The following is a 13,563-nucleotide window of genomic DNA, read 5'->3' on the forward strand; positions in this document are numbered from 1 at the left end:
GGAACAACATATTCCTTTAATCCCACAATAGCAGCTGCAGGTGTTCATACAATAACATACAGCTTTACAAATGCTAATGCATGTAATGATACTGCTTCAGATACTATTGAAGTATTTGGAATTCCAGACACATCTGTAGATGATACCTCATCACCAACTTTTACAGCCAACATTTCCGGAGCTTCTTACCAATGGATTGATTGTGAAACCAATACCTCTATTCCTGGTGAAACAAATCAATCTTTTACCGCAATAGAGAATGGTAATTACTCAGTAGAAATCACTTTTAATGGATGTTCAGAAAGATCCTCCTGTTTTCTTGTTGCTACTCTTAACGTGGAAGAAGAAGAATTAAAAGATCAAGATTTACGTATTTACCCTATTCCAACTAAAAGCCTGTTAAACATATCTATTCCAATAAAAAAAGCAACAATATTCAATATGATAGGTAAAAAAGTTTTTGAAAGTAATACCAATACTTTTGATATTTCGGAATTAAACTCTGGTATTTACTTCGTAAATATTGAAGGAGAAAAAGGAAACACTGTAAAAAGGATTATAAAAGAATAAAATTTTATATGTGATCAAAAAAAAGTCTCTAAGCTTAAAAACTTAGAGACTTTTTTGTTTTCTAAATAAATATTGAATATTTATTATTTCAGTACAATTACCAAATCATCTGCTTCAACCATTGTTCCAGATTTCAAAACTATTTTCTTAATAGTAGCATCTTCATTAGCAGTAATTGTTGTCTCCATTTTCATAGCTTCTATAATAAACAATGGATCATTTTTCTTTACCTCTTGACCAGTTTTCACTAATACAGAAGATAGAGATCCTTGTAAAGGCGCACCAATTTGTTTACTATCTGCCTTATCGATTTTGGCGTGAACTACCTTATCAACTTTAATTGAATTGTCCTTAACTTCTACATTTCTTGTCTGTCCATTTACTTTAAAGAAAACTGTTACCATTCCATCCTCATGAGGCTCTCCTATAGAAATTAATTCAATCAATAAGATTTTACCTTTATCTAGCTCTATGATAATTTCCTCTCCTGGAGTCATTCCATAAAAGAAATTCTTAGTTGGGATATTAACTACATTACCATACTTAACGTGGTGATTATATGCTCCTGTAAATACTTTGGGATATAATTTATATGAAAGGAAATCTGTTATATCTAGTTCTCTACCCATTCCTTTCTTAAAGACTTTTACAAAATCTTTAAACTCTGTTTCAAAATCTACCGGTTCTAAATGAGCATTTGGTCTATTCGTAAATGGTTTTTGATCTTTTAAAATTGATTTCTGAAGATCTTTCGGAAAACCTCCTTCTGGTTGCCCTAATTCCCCTTTAAACAAACTAACTACAGATTGCGGAAATGAAATAGTCTCTCCTCTTTCTTTTACATCTTCTATCGTTAAATTATTACTTACCAGATATTGAGCCATGTCACCCACTACCTTAGAACTTGGTGTAACTTTTACAATATCGCCAAATAGCGTATTAACCTCTCCATACATTTTGGTAATTTCATGGAAACGATCTGCTAATCCCAGACCTTGTGCTTGTGGCTTTAAGTTAGAATACTGTCCACCTGGAATTTCGTGCTGATATACTTCTCCTGTTCCTGCTTTTAGACCAGATTCAAAAACGTAATAATACTCACGTACAGCTTCCCAATAATTAGAATATTCGTTTAACTTTACTTTATCCATTTGATTCTCCCGATCATGGAATTTCAACATCTCCATAACTGCATTAAAATTAGGTTGTGCTGTTAATCCAGAAAGTCCCCCTAATGCAACATCTACAACATCTACTCCAGCTTCTATTGCTTTTAAATACGTTGCAGATTGTACCGAAGAAGTATCATGCGTATGTAAATGTATTGGAATATTAATTTCTGATTTTAAAGCCGATACTAATTCATATGCTGCATATGGTTTTAGCAAACCAGCCATATCTTTTATTCCTAATATATGAGCTCCAGCATTTTCGATATCTTTCGCCAATTGCACATAATATTCTAAAGTGTACTTAGTACGCTTCGGATCTAAAATATCACCTGTATAACATAATGAACCTTCTGCAAGTCCTTCTGTCCTAGTTCTAACATGTTCTATACAAGGTGCTATCGATTTCATCCAATTCAATGAATCAAAGATCCTAAATACATCTACTCCATTTTCCCAAGATTGTTCGACAAATTTACCAATCAAATTATCCGGATAGGCTGTATACCCAACACCATTAGATCCTCTAATCAACATCTGTAACAACAGATTAGGCATAGCTTTTCTCAAAGAACGAAGACGTTCCCAAGGATTTTCTTTTAAAAATCGAAGGCAAACATCAAAGGTTGCTCCACCCCAAACTTCCATACTAAAAACCTCCGGATGATTTTTTGCAAATCCTTCAGCAACTTTAAGCATATCATACGTTCGCATTCTTGTTGCAAGTAAACTTTGATGCGCATCACGCATAGTTGTATCTGTAAAATGAACCTTCTTCTCATTTTTTAACCAAGAAGCGAATTTTTCAGGCCCCAGTTCTGTAAGTAAATCCTTTGTTCCTTTTTGATAACTAGCTTTCTCATTATAACTCGGAATTTGAGGTATTACAAAAGTTTTCGTTGGATCTATATTTTTAACATCAGAGTTACCGTTAACAATAATATCTCCTAAAAAATTAGCTAATTTAGTAGCTCGGTTTCGAGATTCCTTAATCTTGAACAGTTCCTTTGTATCTTTAATAAAGTTGACCGTTACCGCCCCTTTCCTAAAAGTATCATGATTTAAAATATTATCTAAAAAAGGCATATTCGTTTTTACACCTCGAATTCTAAATTCAGATAATGCTCTACGCATTTTTCTACAAGCGCCATCCAAAGTTCTACTATTGGCAGAAACTTTTACTAGCATAGAATCAAAGAAAGGAGAAATAGTTACTCCTTGATATACACTCCCTGCATCCAATCGAATTCCAAATCCCGATGCACTTCTATAGGTAGTTATGGTTCCATAATCAGGTTTAAAATCGTTTTCCGGATCTTCTGTGGTGATCCTACATTGTACTGCATATCCATTTACTTTCAAACTTTCTTGACTTTCGATCTTAATCTGTTTGTCAGAAAGTTGGTATCCTCCCGCAATAAAAATTTGTGTTTTAATTAAATCAACACCTGTAACAATCTCAGTAACCGTATGCTCAACTTGTACACGAGGATTTACTTCAATAAAATAAATACTTTCATCATCATCAACTAAAAATTCTACGGTTCCAATATTATTATAATCTACTGCACTACAAATTGTTAACGCATACTTATATAGATTATCTAAAATCTCCTGCGAAACTCCATATGAAGGAGCATATTCTATTACTTTTTGATAACGTCTTTGTACAGAACAATCACGTTCAAAAAGATGCACCATATTTCCATGATGATCCGCTACAATTTGTATCTCAATATGTTTTGGGTTTTCTACAAACTTTTCTAGAAAAACAGTATCATCACCAAATGCATTTAAAGCTTCTCTTTGAGATTCTGGATATGCTTTTTCTAATTCTTCGACACTTCTAATCACACGCATTCCTCTTCCTCCTCCTCCAGAAGCTGCCTTTAACATCACAGGAAACCCTATACGTTTTGCTTCTTTTATAGCAATTTTCACGTCAGTAAGATCTTCTTTATTACTTTGAATAATTGGAATATTATTAGCGATAGCAACTTCTTTTGCCATAATTTTATCTCCCAATGAACGAAGTACTGATACTTTAGGACCTATAAAAATAATCCCGTTTTCTTGACAGCTTTGGGCAAAATCAGCATTCTCTGATAAGAATCCATATCCCGGATGTATTGCATCTACATTATTCTTTTTTGCTACCTGAATAATCGCCTCAATATTTAAATATGGCTTTAAAGGTTCATTATCAGCACCAATTTGATAAGCTTCATCTGCTTTATATCGGTGTAATGAATACCTATCCTCATAAGTATACACTCCAACCGTCTGTAGACCAATTTCTGTACACGCTCTAAAAATTCGGATGGCAATTTCACCACGATTAGCAACTAAAACCTTTTTGATTTGCATGATTATAATTTTGTGTTTAAATAATATTTAGCGAACATTCGCTGCGAAGATATCGATTAGTATGAATACTTGCAATACATTTTAAACAGAATAAATCAAATAAATAAGTTTTATATTAATAATTAACTAATTCGCTCTTCCTGTTATGTTCCATACTTTTGTATATAATGTGCACACTATTTCTGAATCTTATTATAGTAGGCTTTCTCGGTGACCTCAGACCATTTAGAAATTCTTTTCTGAAAACCAGAATAACTTTCATAAACCTCTCTTGATAATGGATCATTACCTATCATCTCTTCTATAGCCTCATCAGTAAAACCTCTTAAAGCATCCAACGTTTCTTTGGAAAATTCTCTGATCTCTACCCCTTCTTCATTCACCAATTTATCCAGGTAAATTCCATTCTGTTTGTCAAACTCTGATAACACCCAAACTTGTGCTCGTTTTGCTGCTGCTTGTAAAACAGCTTGTAAATGTGGTGGTAAACCATCGTGCAAGTTTTTATTGATAAAAAATTCCAATTGAGAACCAGTTTCATGCCAACCTGGCGTGTAATAATATTTTGAGATTTTATGAAATCCCATTTTATAATCATGATAAGGACCAATCCATTCTGTAGCATCAATGACTCCTCGCTCTAAGCTTGTATAAATCTCACTACCCGCAACTAAAACAGCTGCTCCTCCCGCTTTTTCAAGAACTTTACCCCCAATCCCCGGTAAACGCATTTTAAGTCCTTTAAAATCTTCTATTGAATTAATCTCACGATTAAACCATCCACCCATTTGAACTCCAGTATTCCCTCCCATATAAGGCACTAGATTAAATTTTGCATATGTTTTCTTCCAAAGTTCGTAACCTCCTCCTACCTCTAACCAAGATGTAATTTGCTGACTATTCATTCCAAAAGGAACCGCTGCAAAAAATTGTGCAGCCGGAGTTTTACCTGCCCAATAATATGCTGCTCCACAGCCCATCTCAATTGTTCCCTGAGAAACCGCATCAAAAGCTTCTAAAGGAGGTACTAATTCTCCACCTCCATATACTTTAATTTTAATCTGACCATTAGAAAGCTCATCTACCCATTCGGCATACTTTTCAGCTACTTCTCCTACAACAGGAAAATTAGGAGGCCAAGTTGTAGTCATTTTCCAATGAAATACTTTATCTGGTTTTGCAATACCATATGATGTCGGGTTACTCATACTAGCAGGTGGTTCACCCAAACAAGACAGAACTAAAGTTGTCATTGTAGTCAGCACAAATCCTCTAATAACTCGTGTTCTTTTTACTGAATTTAAATTCATAGTTCTATATTTATAAAGTAACTTAAAAAATTAGTCTCCGTTAAAAATAATCTCAGGAAAAAACATTACTAAACTTACGATGATAAGTTGAATTATAATAAAAGGTATAATACCTCGATATATTTGACTGGTTCTGACGGTTTCTGGCGCAACACCTTTTAGATAAAACAAAGCAAAACCAAATGGTGGAGTAAGAAACGAAGTTTGTAAATTTAATGCCATTAAAATCCCAACCCAAAGCATATTCATATCAAAAGCATTAAAAATTGGGGTTACAACAGGTACTATTATAAATACAATCTCTATAAAATCTATAAAAAATCCTGCTACAAAAATCACAACCATTACTAACAACAAAAACATCATTGGAGTCAATTGAGATGACATAATCAATTCTTGAAGATATCTATCTCCACCTAATGTTCTAAAGACCAATGTAAATGTAGTTGCGCCTAACAATATAAAAAACACCATAGATGTTAAACGAGTTGTCTCCTGCGCAACTTCTTTAAGTATTTTAAGCGAAAACTTTTTCTGAATAATGGTTAAAAAAGTTGCTCCTAATGCTCCTATTGCTGAAGCTTCGGTAGGAGAAGCAACACCTGTAAAAATGGAACCTAATACGATTATAATTAACAGCACTGGTAGTAATAATATTTTAATGATTTTAGAAGTGAAATTACTTCCGCGAAATGCTGCAATTTCTTCAGCAGGTATACTCGGGGCATCTTTTTTATGAAAAAATGACTTTAGTAATATATATAATATATATAAACCAACTAAAATTAAACCGGGCAGTAAAGCTGCAGAAAATAATGCGCCCACATCTACTGAAGCCGCTCCTCTTGATGAACTATTTATAGTATCAGCCAATAATACCAAAACTATAGAAGGAGGAATAATTTGCCCTAAAGTTCCAGAGGATGCAATTACTCCAACCGCAAGTTCAGTTTTATAACCTCTTTTTAGCATTGTAGGTAAACTAATTAATCCCATTGTCACTACGGTAGCTCCTACAATACCTGTAGAAGCGGCTAATAAAGCACCTACAATAACTACAGAAATTGCTAAACCTCCTCTTACACGACCAAACATCATTGCCATAGTTTCTAATAAACTTTGAGCAAGTCCGGATTTCTCCAGCATAATTCCCATAAAAATAAACAAGGGAACCGCCATTAAAACATAATTATTTACAACTCCCATAATCCGAGAAGGCAATAAATAAAATGTAGACATTGTAAAATACTCAGGAGCAAAAATCGATACCCCAAAAGCAAAAGCCACAGAAATCCCTCCCAAAGTAAAGGCAACAGGATATCCTTTTAAAATTAAAATAAAGATAATTACGAATAGAATAATTGCTAAAAACTCCATTAATTATCTTTATTAAAAATTATTATATGAATTGATTTTAGCATCTGAGAAATGCCTTGTATAAGCAAAAACACAAATCCCAGTGTAATACAAAATTTAAGTACATAAAGTGCTGGCAACCCTCCCGCTTGTGGAGAAGATTCTTGTATCATAAATGATGACAAGCCATAGTACCACGAAGAAACGATTACTACATAACACCATGGAATTAGTAAAAAAGCTCCTCCTAGCAAATCGATCCAAGCTTTTCTTTTTTCAGAAAAATTAGTATAAAAAACATCTACTCGTACATGTTTTCCGTGTTTAAAAGTGTATCCAGAACCTACCAAAAATAGAATACCAAATAAATAGATCTCCGTTTCGATCATCCAGATAAATGTAAATTGGAACACATACCTTATGATAACATCCAAACCAATTACAACTGCTAAAAAAACAGCAATCCAGCTTACTAAAGCGCCTGTTTTTTCGCCAATTCGATCAAGAAAACTTATGATTTTTTGCATCTACACTTGTATATAAATATATAAGTGTTGAAGATACTAAAATTAGATACAATTGTTGCTTTTGAAAATAATTTCCGGATAACTTAATACTGGTTATCTCACAAAAACTAGCTCATTTTCTTTTGTTGTATACTCTGAGCTAAAGCTATATCCATCATAATTAAATCCTTTTAATTCTTCTATGGTTTCTGCTCCTGTATCAATAATATAACGTACCATCATACCACGGGCTTTTTTCGCGAAGAAACTAATCATCTTTAATTTATCACCTTTCCAATCTTTAAACTGTGGAGTTATAATAGGAACTTTTAACGTCTTTTTATCAATAACACTGAAGTATTCATTACTAGCCAGATTTACAAACAACTCATCTTCTTGTAATTCCTCATTAATTTGTTCGGTTACCTGTTTTTTCCAAAATTCGTATAAGTTATTTTTACACCCTACCTTAAGCTTAGTTCCCATTTCTAATCGATAAGGTTGCATTAAATCTAAAGGTTTTAGAATTCCATATAAACCGGATAGTATTCTTAATTTATCTTGTAAAACATCTAATTTATCTTCTGGAATATTGTAGCTATCTAGTCCTAGATAAACATCTCCTTTAAATGCGTACACAGAAGGTCGTGCATTTTCTGCTGTAAAAGGAAGGTTCCAATCCTGATTACGTTGCCAATTTAGTTGCGCCAAATTATCACTGATATTCATCAAATCTGACAATTTTTTAGGAGTTTTTTTCTGAAGAACTGAATTTAACTTTTCTGCTTCAGCCAAAAATAATGGTTCCGAATATTTTTTAGTAGGCAAAGGCGTTTCAAAATCCAAAGACTTTGCAGGAGATATTACGATTTTCATTCCGATAACTTTTGTTTTCCCAAAAATACAATAGTAAGTCGACATATAAAATCAGCCCAGGTAATTCTTGTCTATTGAAGTATTGACATGTTCTATTCTAACAAAACAAAAAGAATACTTTTTTTCAACACCAAAAACCTAATTAACTAACAAAAAGGAAATTATATTTTTTTTAACAGAAAAAATCCCTTAACTTTATAACGTTTTAAACGTAATTTACTCAAAAAAATTTACAATTGTCATATATAGTTTGATTGATATTTTTTCAATCAATAACACACCTATTTATCTTATTTAATAGCAAGCTCACATATTCTATTAAATAAATAAACATATATGACATGAAACTACGAATTACAACCAAATGCCTTTCTATTACTTTTTTAGTTGTTTTATTTTATTCTTGTGAAAAGGATGAAATACTAAAAACCGAAAAAGAACAAGCAATTCCTTCAGCTGTTCAGGATACAACTTATACGAATGCACAACTAAAAAAAGTACTAGATGAAGAGCTAGAAATCATCAAACTAGCAAAAAACGGATATATAAAAGACGTATCCGGAATGAATGTAGAAAAAGAAAATCCTAAAAAAATTTATATGCATTATATGCCATGGTTCCAGAACAAAGATTTTGATGGATACTGGGGTCAGCATTGGACCATGACAAATCAAAACCCCGATAATATTAAAGAAAACGGCAAACGAGAAATTGCTTCCTACTATTATCCAGCAATTGGTCCTTATTCTTCAAGCGATCCTGATTTACAAGAATATCATTTTTTAATGATGAAATTAGCAGGTATTGATGGGGTGATATTCGATTGGTATGGAAGTAAAGATCTACACGATTACCAAAAAATCAAAAATGCTACGGAAAGTTTTATAACAAGATTAGAAGATTTAGATTTTGATTTTTCAATTATGTATGAAGACCGAGTAGCAGTTCAATCCTTTAACCAAAACCTATCTCCTAGTCCTATTGAAGCCGTACAAGAAGATTTATTATATATTAATGATACATACTTTTCTAGTCCCAATTATATAAAACATAATAATAAAAATCTATTATTTGTATTTGGTCCGCATCATATTACAACTCAACCAGAATGGGATACTATTTTTGATATATTACCAACAGATAATCGTCCAGATTTTCTAACATTATGGGCAGCAAATAATTTAGTAGGAGAAAATGCAACTGGGGAATTCCTATGGGTAGACAAGGATCACTTACTAGCGCATGAACATTATTATAATTATTATCCAACCGAGAATTTAACTATAGTAGGATCATCATATCCAGGTTTTAACAGTTTTTACGAAGAAGGTGGTTGGTCTGAAGGGATCAACTCATGGAGTATAGATCATAACCAAGGTCAAATATTTGCAGAAACATTAAACTATACACATCATGAAATTTCAGATTTTATTCAAATAATTACTTGGAATGATTTTGGCGAAGGAACTATGATAGAACCAACAGAAGAATTTGGTTTTATGTATCTACAACTCCTACAGCAATATACTGGCGTAGAATTCACTACAACTGACTTAAATGTCGCATTAGATCTATACGCAGCTAGAAAAGAATTTAAGAATAATATTACAGCCCAAAAATACCTTGACAGGACCTATAAATATATTAAACAACAAAATATGGTACGAGCTGATAAAATTATTAAAGCTGTAAATCGGTTTCTATAATTAAACATTTTATACAACAATCATTTATAAACAAAAAAAGCCCGTCTTAAAAGACGGGCTTATGTTTTAAAAAAGTCAAAATGTATATATTATAATACTTTCACGTTTACCGCGTTCATTCCTTTTTTACCTTCTTTAAGTTCAAACTCTACTTCGTCACCTTCACGAACTTCGTCGATTAAGCCTGAAATGTGTACGAAATGGTCTTTGTTTGATCCTTCTTCTGTGATGAATCCAAATCCTTTGGAGTCATTAAAAAATTTTACTGTTCCTTTGTTCATTATAAATAATTAAAGCGCGAAGATAATATTATTTACCGAGCAATCCCTATTTATTTCAAAATAAAGTTTTTAGTAACGTTTATTTAATATATCACCTTAGTAGTTTTTGTAGTAAAAGTTTACTCGACATCCAATTGATTCTTAGCATAATTCCTCCAACGCTCTACACATTGCGCCATATCATCAGGTATAGAAGTTTCAAAATGCATTTTCTCGCCGGTTACGGGATGTACAAACCCTAAAGTCCTAGCATGCAAGGCCTGCCGCGGTAACACCTTAAAACAATTTTCTACAAACTGTTTATACTTAGTAAAAGTGGTTCCTTTCAGAATTTTTTCTCCTCCATAGCGTTCATCATTGAATAATGTATGCCCTATATGCTTCATATGTACACGAATCTGGTGAGTTCTTCCTGTTTCTAATTTGCAAGAAACTAAGGTTACATACCCTAAACGTTCTATAACTTTATAATGAGTAACTGCTGGTTTTCCTTTATCGGCTTCATCTCCCTCAAAAACTGTGTTTTGTAATCTATTCTTAGGATGGCGCCCAATATTACCTTCAATAGTTCCTTCATCTTCATTTATATTACCCCAAGCGATGGCAACGTATTCTCGCTCCGAAGTTTTATCAAAAAACTGCTTTGCCAAGTGTGTCATAGCATCTTCAGTTTTTGCTATTACCAATAACCCACTAGTATCTTTATCTATTCGATGAACCAATCCAGGACGATCACTACTATTATTTGGGAGATTATCGAAATGATAGATTAGTGCATTAATTAAGGTTCCTGAATAATTTCCATGACCCGGATGTACTACCATTCCGGCAGGTTTATTAACCACCAACAAAACATCGTCCTCGTATACAATATCTAAAGGAATATTTTCTGGAGTTAACAAATTCTCATAAGGGGGATGAGCAAACAAAACTCTAACCACGTCATTTGGTTTCACCTTATGATTTGACTTTACAGGGATATCATTGACAAAAACACTACCAGCCTTAGCTGCCTGTTGTATTTTATTACGAGTAGCATTTTCAACAAAATTCATCAAAAATTTATCTACTCTAAGCGGAACTTGACCTGCGCCAGCAACAAAACGATGATGTTCATATAGGTCATCCTCATTAGGTCCTAATTCTTCAATATTCGGATTCTCTTGCAAAAGTATTTTCTTTAAGAATTTAATTTTATTGAGGAAGTCTTAGATTCCCACTCTCATCTCCTACTACTAAGTCAATAGTTGATGTCTTCATTATTTTATCTCCAGGCTTTAATCTCTTTCCTTTATATCTAAGTTCTAATACTTGGTCTGATGGATCGGGTTTAAATGTTATAGTTCCAATCTTAAAACCTAAAGCTACCAATCTTGGCTCTACTTGTCTTCTAGTTTTACGTATAACATCTGGAACTTCAATTTTACGATAACCCGATGGGTTTAAAGTAACATAGATTTTTCTATTTTCCTTTACCATATTTCCAGCAGGAGGGTTTTGCTCTATGACAGAATATCTTGGGAAATCTGGATTGAAATTTGCAGAATCTTGAACTTCAAATCGTAAATCTTTAGATTCCACAAGCATTTTAACCTCATCTAATGACTTCTTACTTAAGCTTGGAACCACTATTCGCTGATCGTGGTTTGTAGAGCTATCCAACCATTTTAGTGCAATAAAGCATAAGATTGCAGTCATAGCGACAGCTATTACTAGTTGAATAAGAAATGTCTTACTCCAAATAAATCTCAAAAGTCCTTTAAAAAATTCCATGTATCAATTGATAGTTTCGGCAAAGATATAAAAACGGAAACTTTTTAGCTTTTGTTGTTAGATAAATGATATTTTTGTTTGTAAACCTTATTCAATGAAGAAAAAAATTGCCATCCTTATGGGAGGTTATTCCAGTGAATTTGACATTTCTATTAAAAGTGGAAATGTAGTATACAAACATTTGGACAAAAACATCTATGAACCTTATCGTATTTACATAACCAAAGATTCCTGGTATTACGTTAATGATAACAATGAAAAGACACCTATAGATCGAAGTGATTTTTCGTTACACTTAGATGGTTCTAAAATTATTTTTGATGCCGCTTTTAATATTGTTCATGGGACTCCAGGAGAAGATGGATTATTACAGGCTTATTTTGAGCTTATAGGAATTCCGCAAACTGCTTGTGATTTTTATCAGGCAGCACTTACCTTTAATAAAAGAGACTGTATCAGTACTTTAAAACCTTATGGTATTCCTACTGCTACAAATTACTTTCTAAATAAAGGAGATACTATAAACCCTAAAGCTATTATTGATACAGTAGGATTACCCTGTTTTGTAAAAGCTAATAAAGCAGGCAGTAGTTATGGAGTTTCTAAAGTAAATAAAGAAGATGAATTACTTTCTGCAATAGATATAGCTTATAAAGAAGATGATGAAATTATCATTGAATCTTTCTTAAGCGGCACAGAAGTTTCTGTAGGAGTGATTACCTACAAAGGAAAAGATACTGTATTACCAATTACTGAAATTGTTTCTGAAAATGATTTTTTTGATTATGAAGCTAAATATTTAGGTAAATCACAAGAAATTACACCAGCTAGATTGAATGAAAACGATGAGAAAAAAGTAAAAGATCTAGCATTAAAAGTATATCAAATACTTAAAATGAAAGGCTTTTCGAGAAGTGAATACATTTTTCACAATGGCGAACCTCATTTTATCGAAATGAACACTAATCCAGGATTTAGTGAAGCAAGTATTTTACCACAACAAGCAATTGCGGCAGGGATTAGCTTACAAGATTTACTAACCAATACTATAGAAGAAGCAATAAAAGGATAATAAGTAAGTACATTAGAAATTAAGATTATACTAATTTTAAACTTTGTAACTTTACCTAATCTTTATATTAACATTGAGAAATCACTTATGAGAAGAGCTGTTTTCCCTGGTTCATTTGATCCTATAACTTTGGGGCATTACGATATAATAGAAAGAGGATTAACTCTTTTTGATGAAATCATTCTAGCAATTGGTGTAAATGCTGAAAAAAAATATATGTTTTCGCTTGAAGAAAGAAAACATTTTATTGAAGAAGCATTTAAAGATGAACCTAAAATCAAAGTAATGACTTACAAAGGTCTTACAGTAGATTTTTGCAAACAGCAAGATGCTAATTTTATTCTACGAGGATTAAGAAATCCAGCTGATTTTGAATTTGAAAAAGCCATTGCTCATACAAACAGAAAACTAACTGAAATTGAAACTGTCTTTTTACTAACATCATCAGGTAAAAGCTATATATCTTCTTCAATCGTAAGAGACGTTATAAGAAACAATGGAGATTATACAGGTTTGGTACCAGATACCGTAATTGTCAAAAAAGAATAGAATTCGTAAAACCCCAAAAATATACCTA

The 13,563-nt window shown here is 32.6% G+C and carries 12 protein-coding genes; 4 read left to right on the forward strand and 8 right to left on the reverse strand.

Going from position 1 to position 13,563, the window contains the following annotated elements; all coding sequences use genetic code 11:
- On the forward strand, window positions 1-570 hold a 570-nt coding region (locus H526_RS28550; RefSeq protein ID WP_035084843.1), incomplete at its 5' end, for a T9SS type A sorting domain-containing protein.
- An 83-nt stretch (window positions 571-653) separates the two neighbouring features.
- Here the strand turns inward: H526_RS28550 and H526_RS0107095 are convergent.
- The 5 genes from H526_RS0107095 to yaaA form a co-directional block, all read right to left on the reverse strand.
- Window positions 654-4,106, reverse strand: a complete 3,453-nt coding sequence (locus tag H526_RS0107095) for a pyruvate carboxylase (RefSeq protein ID WP_027392361.1) — start codon at window positions 4,104-4,106, stop codon at window positions 654-656.
- 176 nt (window positions 4,107-4,282) lie between these two features.
- Window positions 4,283-5,416 carry a TRAP transporter substrate-binding protein gene (locus H526_RS28555; RefSeq protein ID WP_035084846.1) on the reverse strand — a complete coding sequence of 378 codons (1,134 nt, stop codon included), beginning with the start codon at window positions 5,414-5,416 and terminating at the stop codon, window positions 4,283-4,285.
- A gap of 30 nt (window positions 5,417-5,446) precedes the next feature.
- The gene (locus H526_RS0107105; protein ID WP_027392362.1) at window positions 5,447-6,793 is read right to left on the reverse strand and encodes a TRAP transporter large permease; all 1,347 of its coding nucleotides are present in this window, start codon (window positions 6,791-6,793) and stop codon (window positions 5,447-5,449) included.
- Window positions 6,793-7,299, reverse strand: coding sequence for a TRAP transporter small permease subunit (locus H526_RS0107110; protein ID WP_027392363.1), 507 nt, complete (start codon window positions 7,297-7,299; stop codon window positions 6,793-6,795). Before H526_RS0107110 ends, H526_RS0107105 begins: the two co-directional genes overlap by 1 nt.
- A 93-nt stretch (window positions 7,300-7,392) precedes the next feature.
- A complete protein-coding gene (gene yaaA, locus H526_RS0107115) occupies window positions 7,393-8,154 on the reverse strand; it encodes a peroxide stress protein YaaA (protein ID WP_027392364.1) in 762 nt (253 codons plus the stop codon).
- 341 nt (window positions 8,155-8,495) lie between these two features.
- Here yaaA and H526_RS28560 point away from each other — a divergent pair, with 341 nt between their 5' ends.
- Window positions 8,496-9,860 carry a glycoside hydrolase family 99 protein gene (locus H526_RS28560; protein WP_051336038.1) on the forward strand — a complete coding sequence of 455 codons (1,365 nt, stop codon included), beginning with the start codon at window positions 8,496-8,498 and terminating at the stop codon, window positions 9,858-9,860.
- Between the two features lie 89 nt (window positions 9,861-9,949).
- On the opposite strand, the gene H526_RS0107125 is transcribed toward H526_RS28560, so the two are convergent.
- The 3 genes from H526_RS0107125 to H526_RS28565 all read right to left on the reverse strand — a co-directional run bounded on the left by H526_RS0107125 (window position 9,950) and on the right by H526_RS28565 (window position 11,914).
- Window positions 9,950-10,141, reverse strand: a complete 192-nt coding sequence (locus H526_RS0107125; RefSeq protein ID WP_027392365.1) for a cold-shock protein — start codon at window positions 10,139-10,141, stop codon at window positions 9,950-9,952.
- Window positions 10,142-10,260: 119 nt separating this feature from the next.
- Window positions 10,261-11,310, reverse strand: coding sequence for an RluA family pseudouridine synthase (locus H526_RS0107130; RefSeq protein WP_027392366.1), 1,050 nt, complete (start codon window positions 11,308-11,310; stop codon window positions 10,261-10,263).
- Window positions 11,311-11,335: 25 nt separating this feature from the next.
- Window positions 11,336-11,914 carry a PASTA domain-containing protein gene (locus tag H526_RS28565; RefSeq protein ID WP_035084849.1) on the reverse strand — a complete coding sequence of 193 codons (579 nt, stop codon included), beginning with the start codon at window positions 11,912-11,914 and terminating at the stop codon, window positions 11,336-11,338.
- Window positions 11,915-12,008: 94 nt separating this feature from the next.
- Between H526_RS28565 and H526_RS0107140 the strand changes: the two genes are divergently transcribed.
- A complete protein-coding gene (locus H526_RS0107140) occupies window positions 12,009-12,986 on the forward strand; it encodes a D-alanine--D-alanine ligase (RefSeq protein ID WP_027392367.1) in 978 nt (325 codons plus the stop codon).
- An 87-nt stretch (window positions 12,987-13,073) separates the two neighbouring features.
- Window positions 13,074-13,535, forward strand: a complete 462-nt coding sequence (gene coaD, locus H526_RS0107145) for a pantetheine-phosphate adenylyltransferase (protein WP_027392368.1) — start codon at window positions 13,074-13,076, stop codon at window positions 13,533-13,535.
- Window positions 13,536-13,563 lie beyond the last annotated feature (28 nt).

This window comes from Aquimarina latercula DSM 2041, assembly GCF_000430645.1.
Classification (GTDB): domain Bacteria; phylum Bacteroidota; class Bacteroidia; order Flavobacteriales; family Flavobacteriaceae; genus Aquimarina; species Aquimarina latercula.

Excerpts from the sequence above, each read along its gene's own strand:
- H526_RS0107110 (WP_027392363.1), bottom strand. The coding sequence starts at position 7,299 with ATGCAAAAAATCATAAGTTTTCTTGATCGAATTGGCGAAAAAACAGGC.
- H526_RS0107125 (WP_027392365.1), bottom strand. The coding sequence starts at position 10,141 with ATGAACAAAGGAACAGTAAAATTTTTTAATGACTCCAAAGGATTTGGA.
- yaaA (WP_027392364.1), bottom strand. The coding sequence starts at position 8,154 with ATGAAAATCGTAATATCTCCTGCAAAGTCTTTGGATTTTGAAACGCCT.
- coaD (WP_027392368.1), top strand. The coding sequence starts at position 13,074 with ATGAGAAGAGCTGTTTTCCCTGGTTCATTTGATCCTATAACTTTGGGG.
- H526_RS28555 (WP_035084846.1), bottom strand. The coding sequence starts at position 5,416 with ATGAATTTAAATTCAGTAAAAAGAACACGAGTTATTAGAGGATTTGTG.
- H526_RS28565 (WP_035084849.1), bottom strand. The coding sequence starts at position 11,914 with ATGGAATTTTTTAAAGGACTTTTGAGATTTATTTGGAGTAAGACATTT.
- H526_RS0107095 (WP_027392361.1), bottom strand. The coding sequence starts at position 4,106 with ATGCAAATCAAAAAGGTTTTAGTTGCTAATCGTGGTGAAATTGCCATC.
- H526_RS28560 (WP_051336038.1), top strand. The coding sequence starts at position 8,496 with ATGAAACTACGAATTACAACCAAATGCCTTTCTATTACTTTTTTAGTT.
- H526_RS0107105 (WP_027392362.1), bottom strand. The coding sequence starts at position 6,793 with ATGGAGTTTTTAGCAATTATTCTATTCGTAATTATCTTTATTTTAATT.
- H526_RS0107140 (WP_027392367.1), top strand. The coding sequence starts at position 12,009 with ATGAAGAAAAAAATTGCCATCCTTATGGGAGGTTATTCCAGTGAATTT.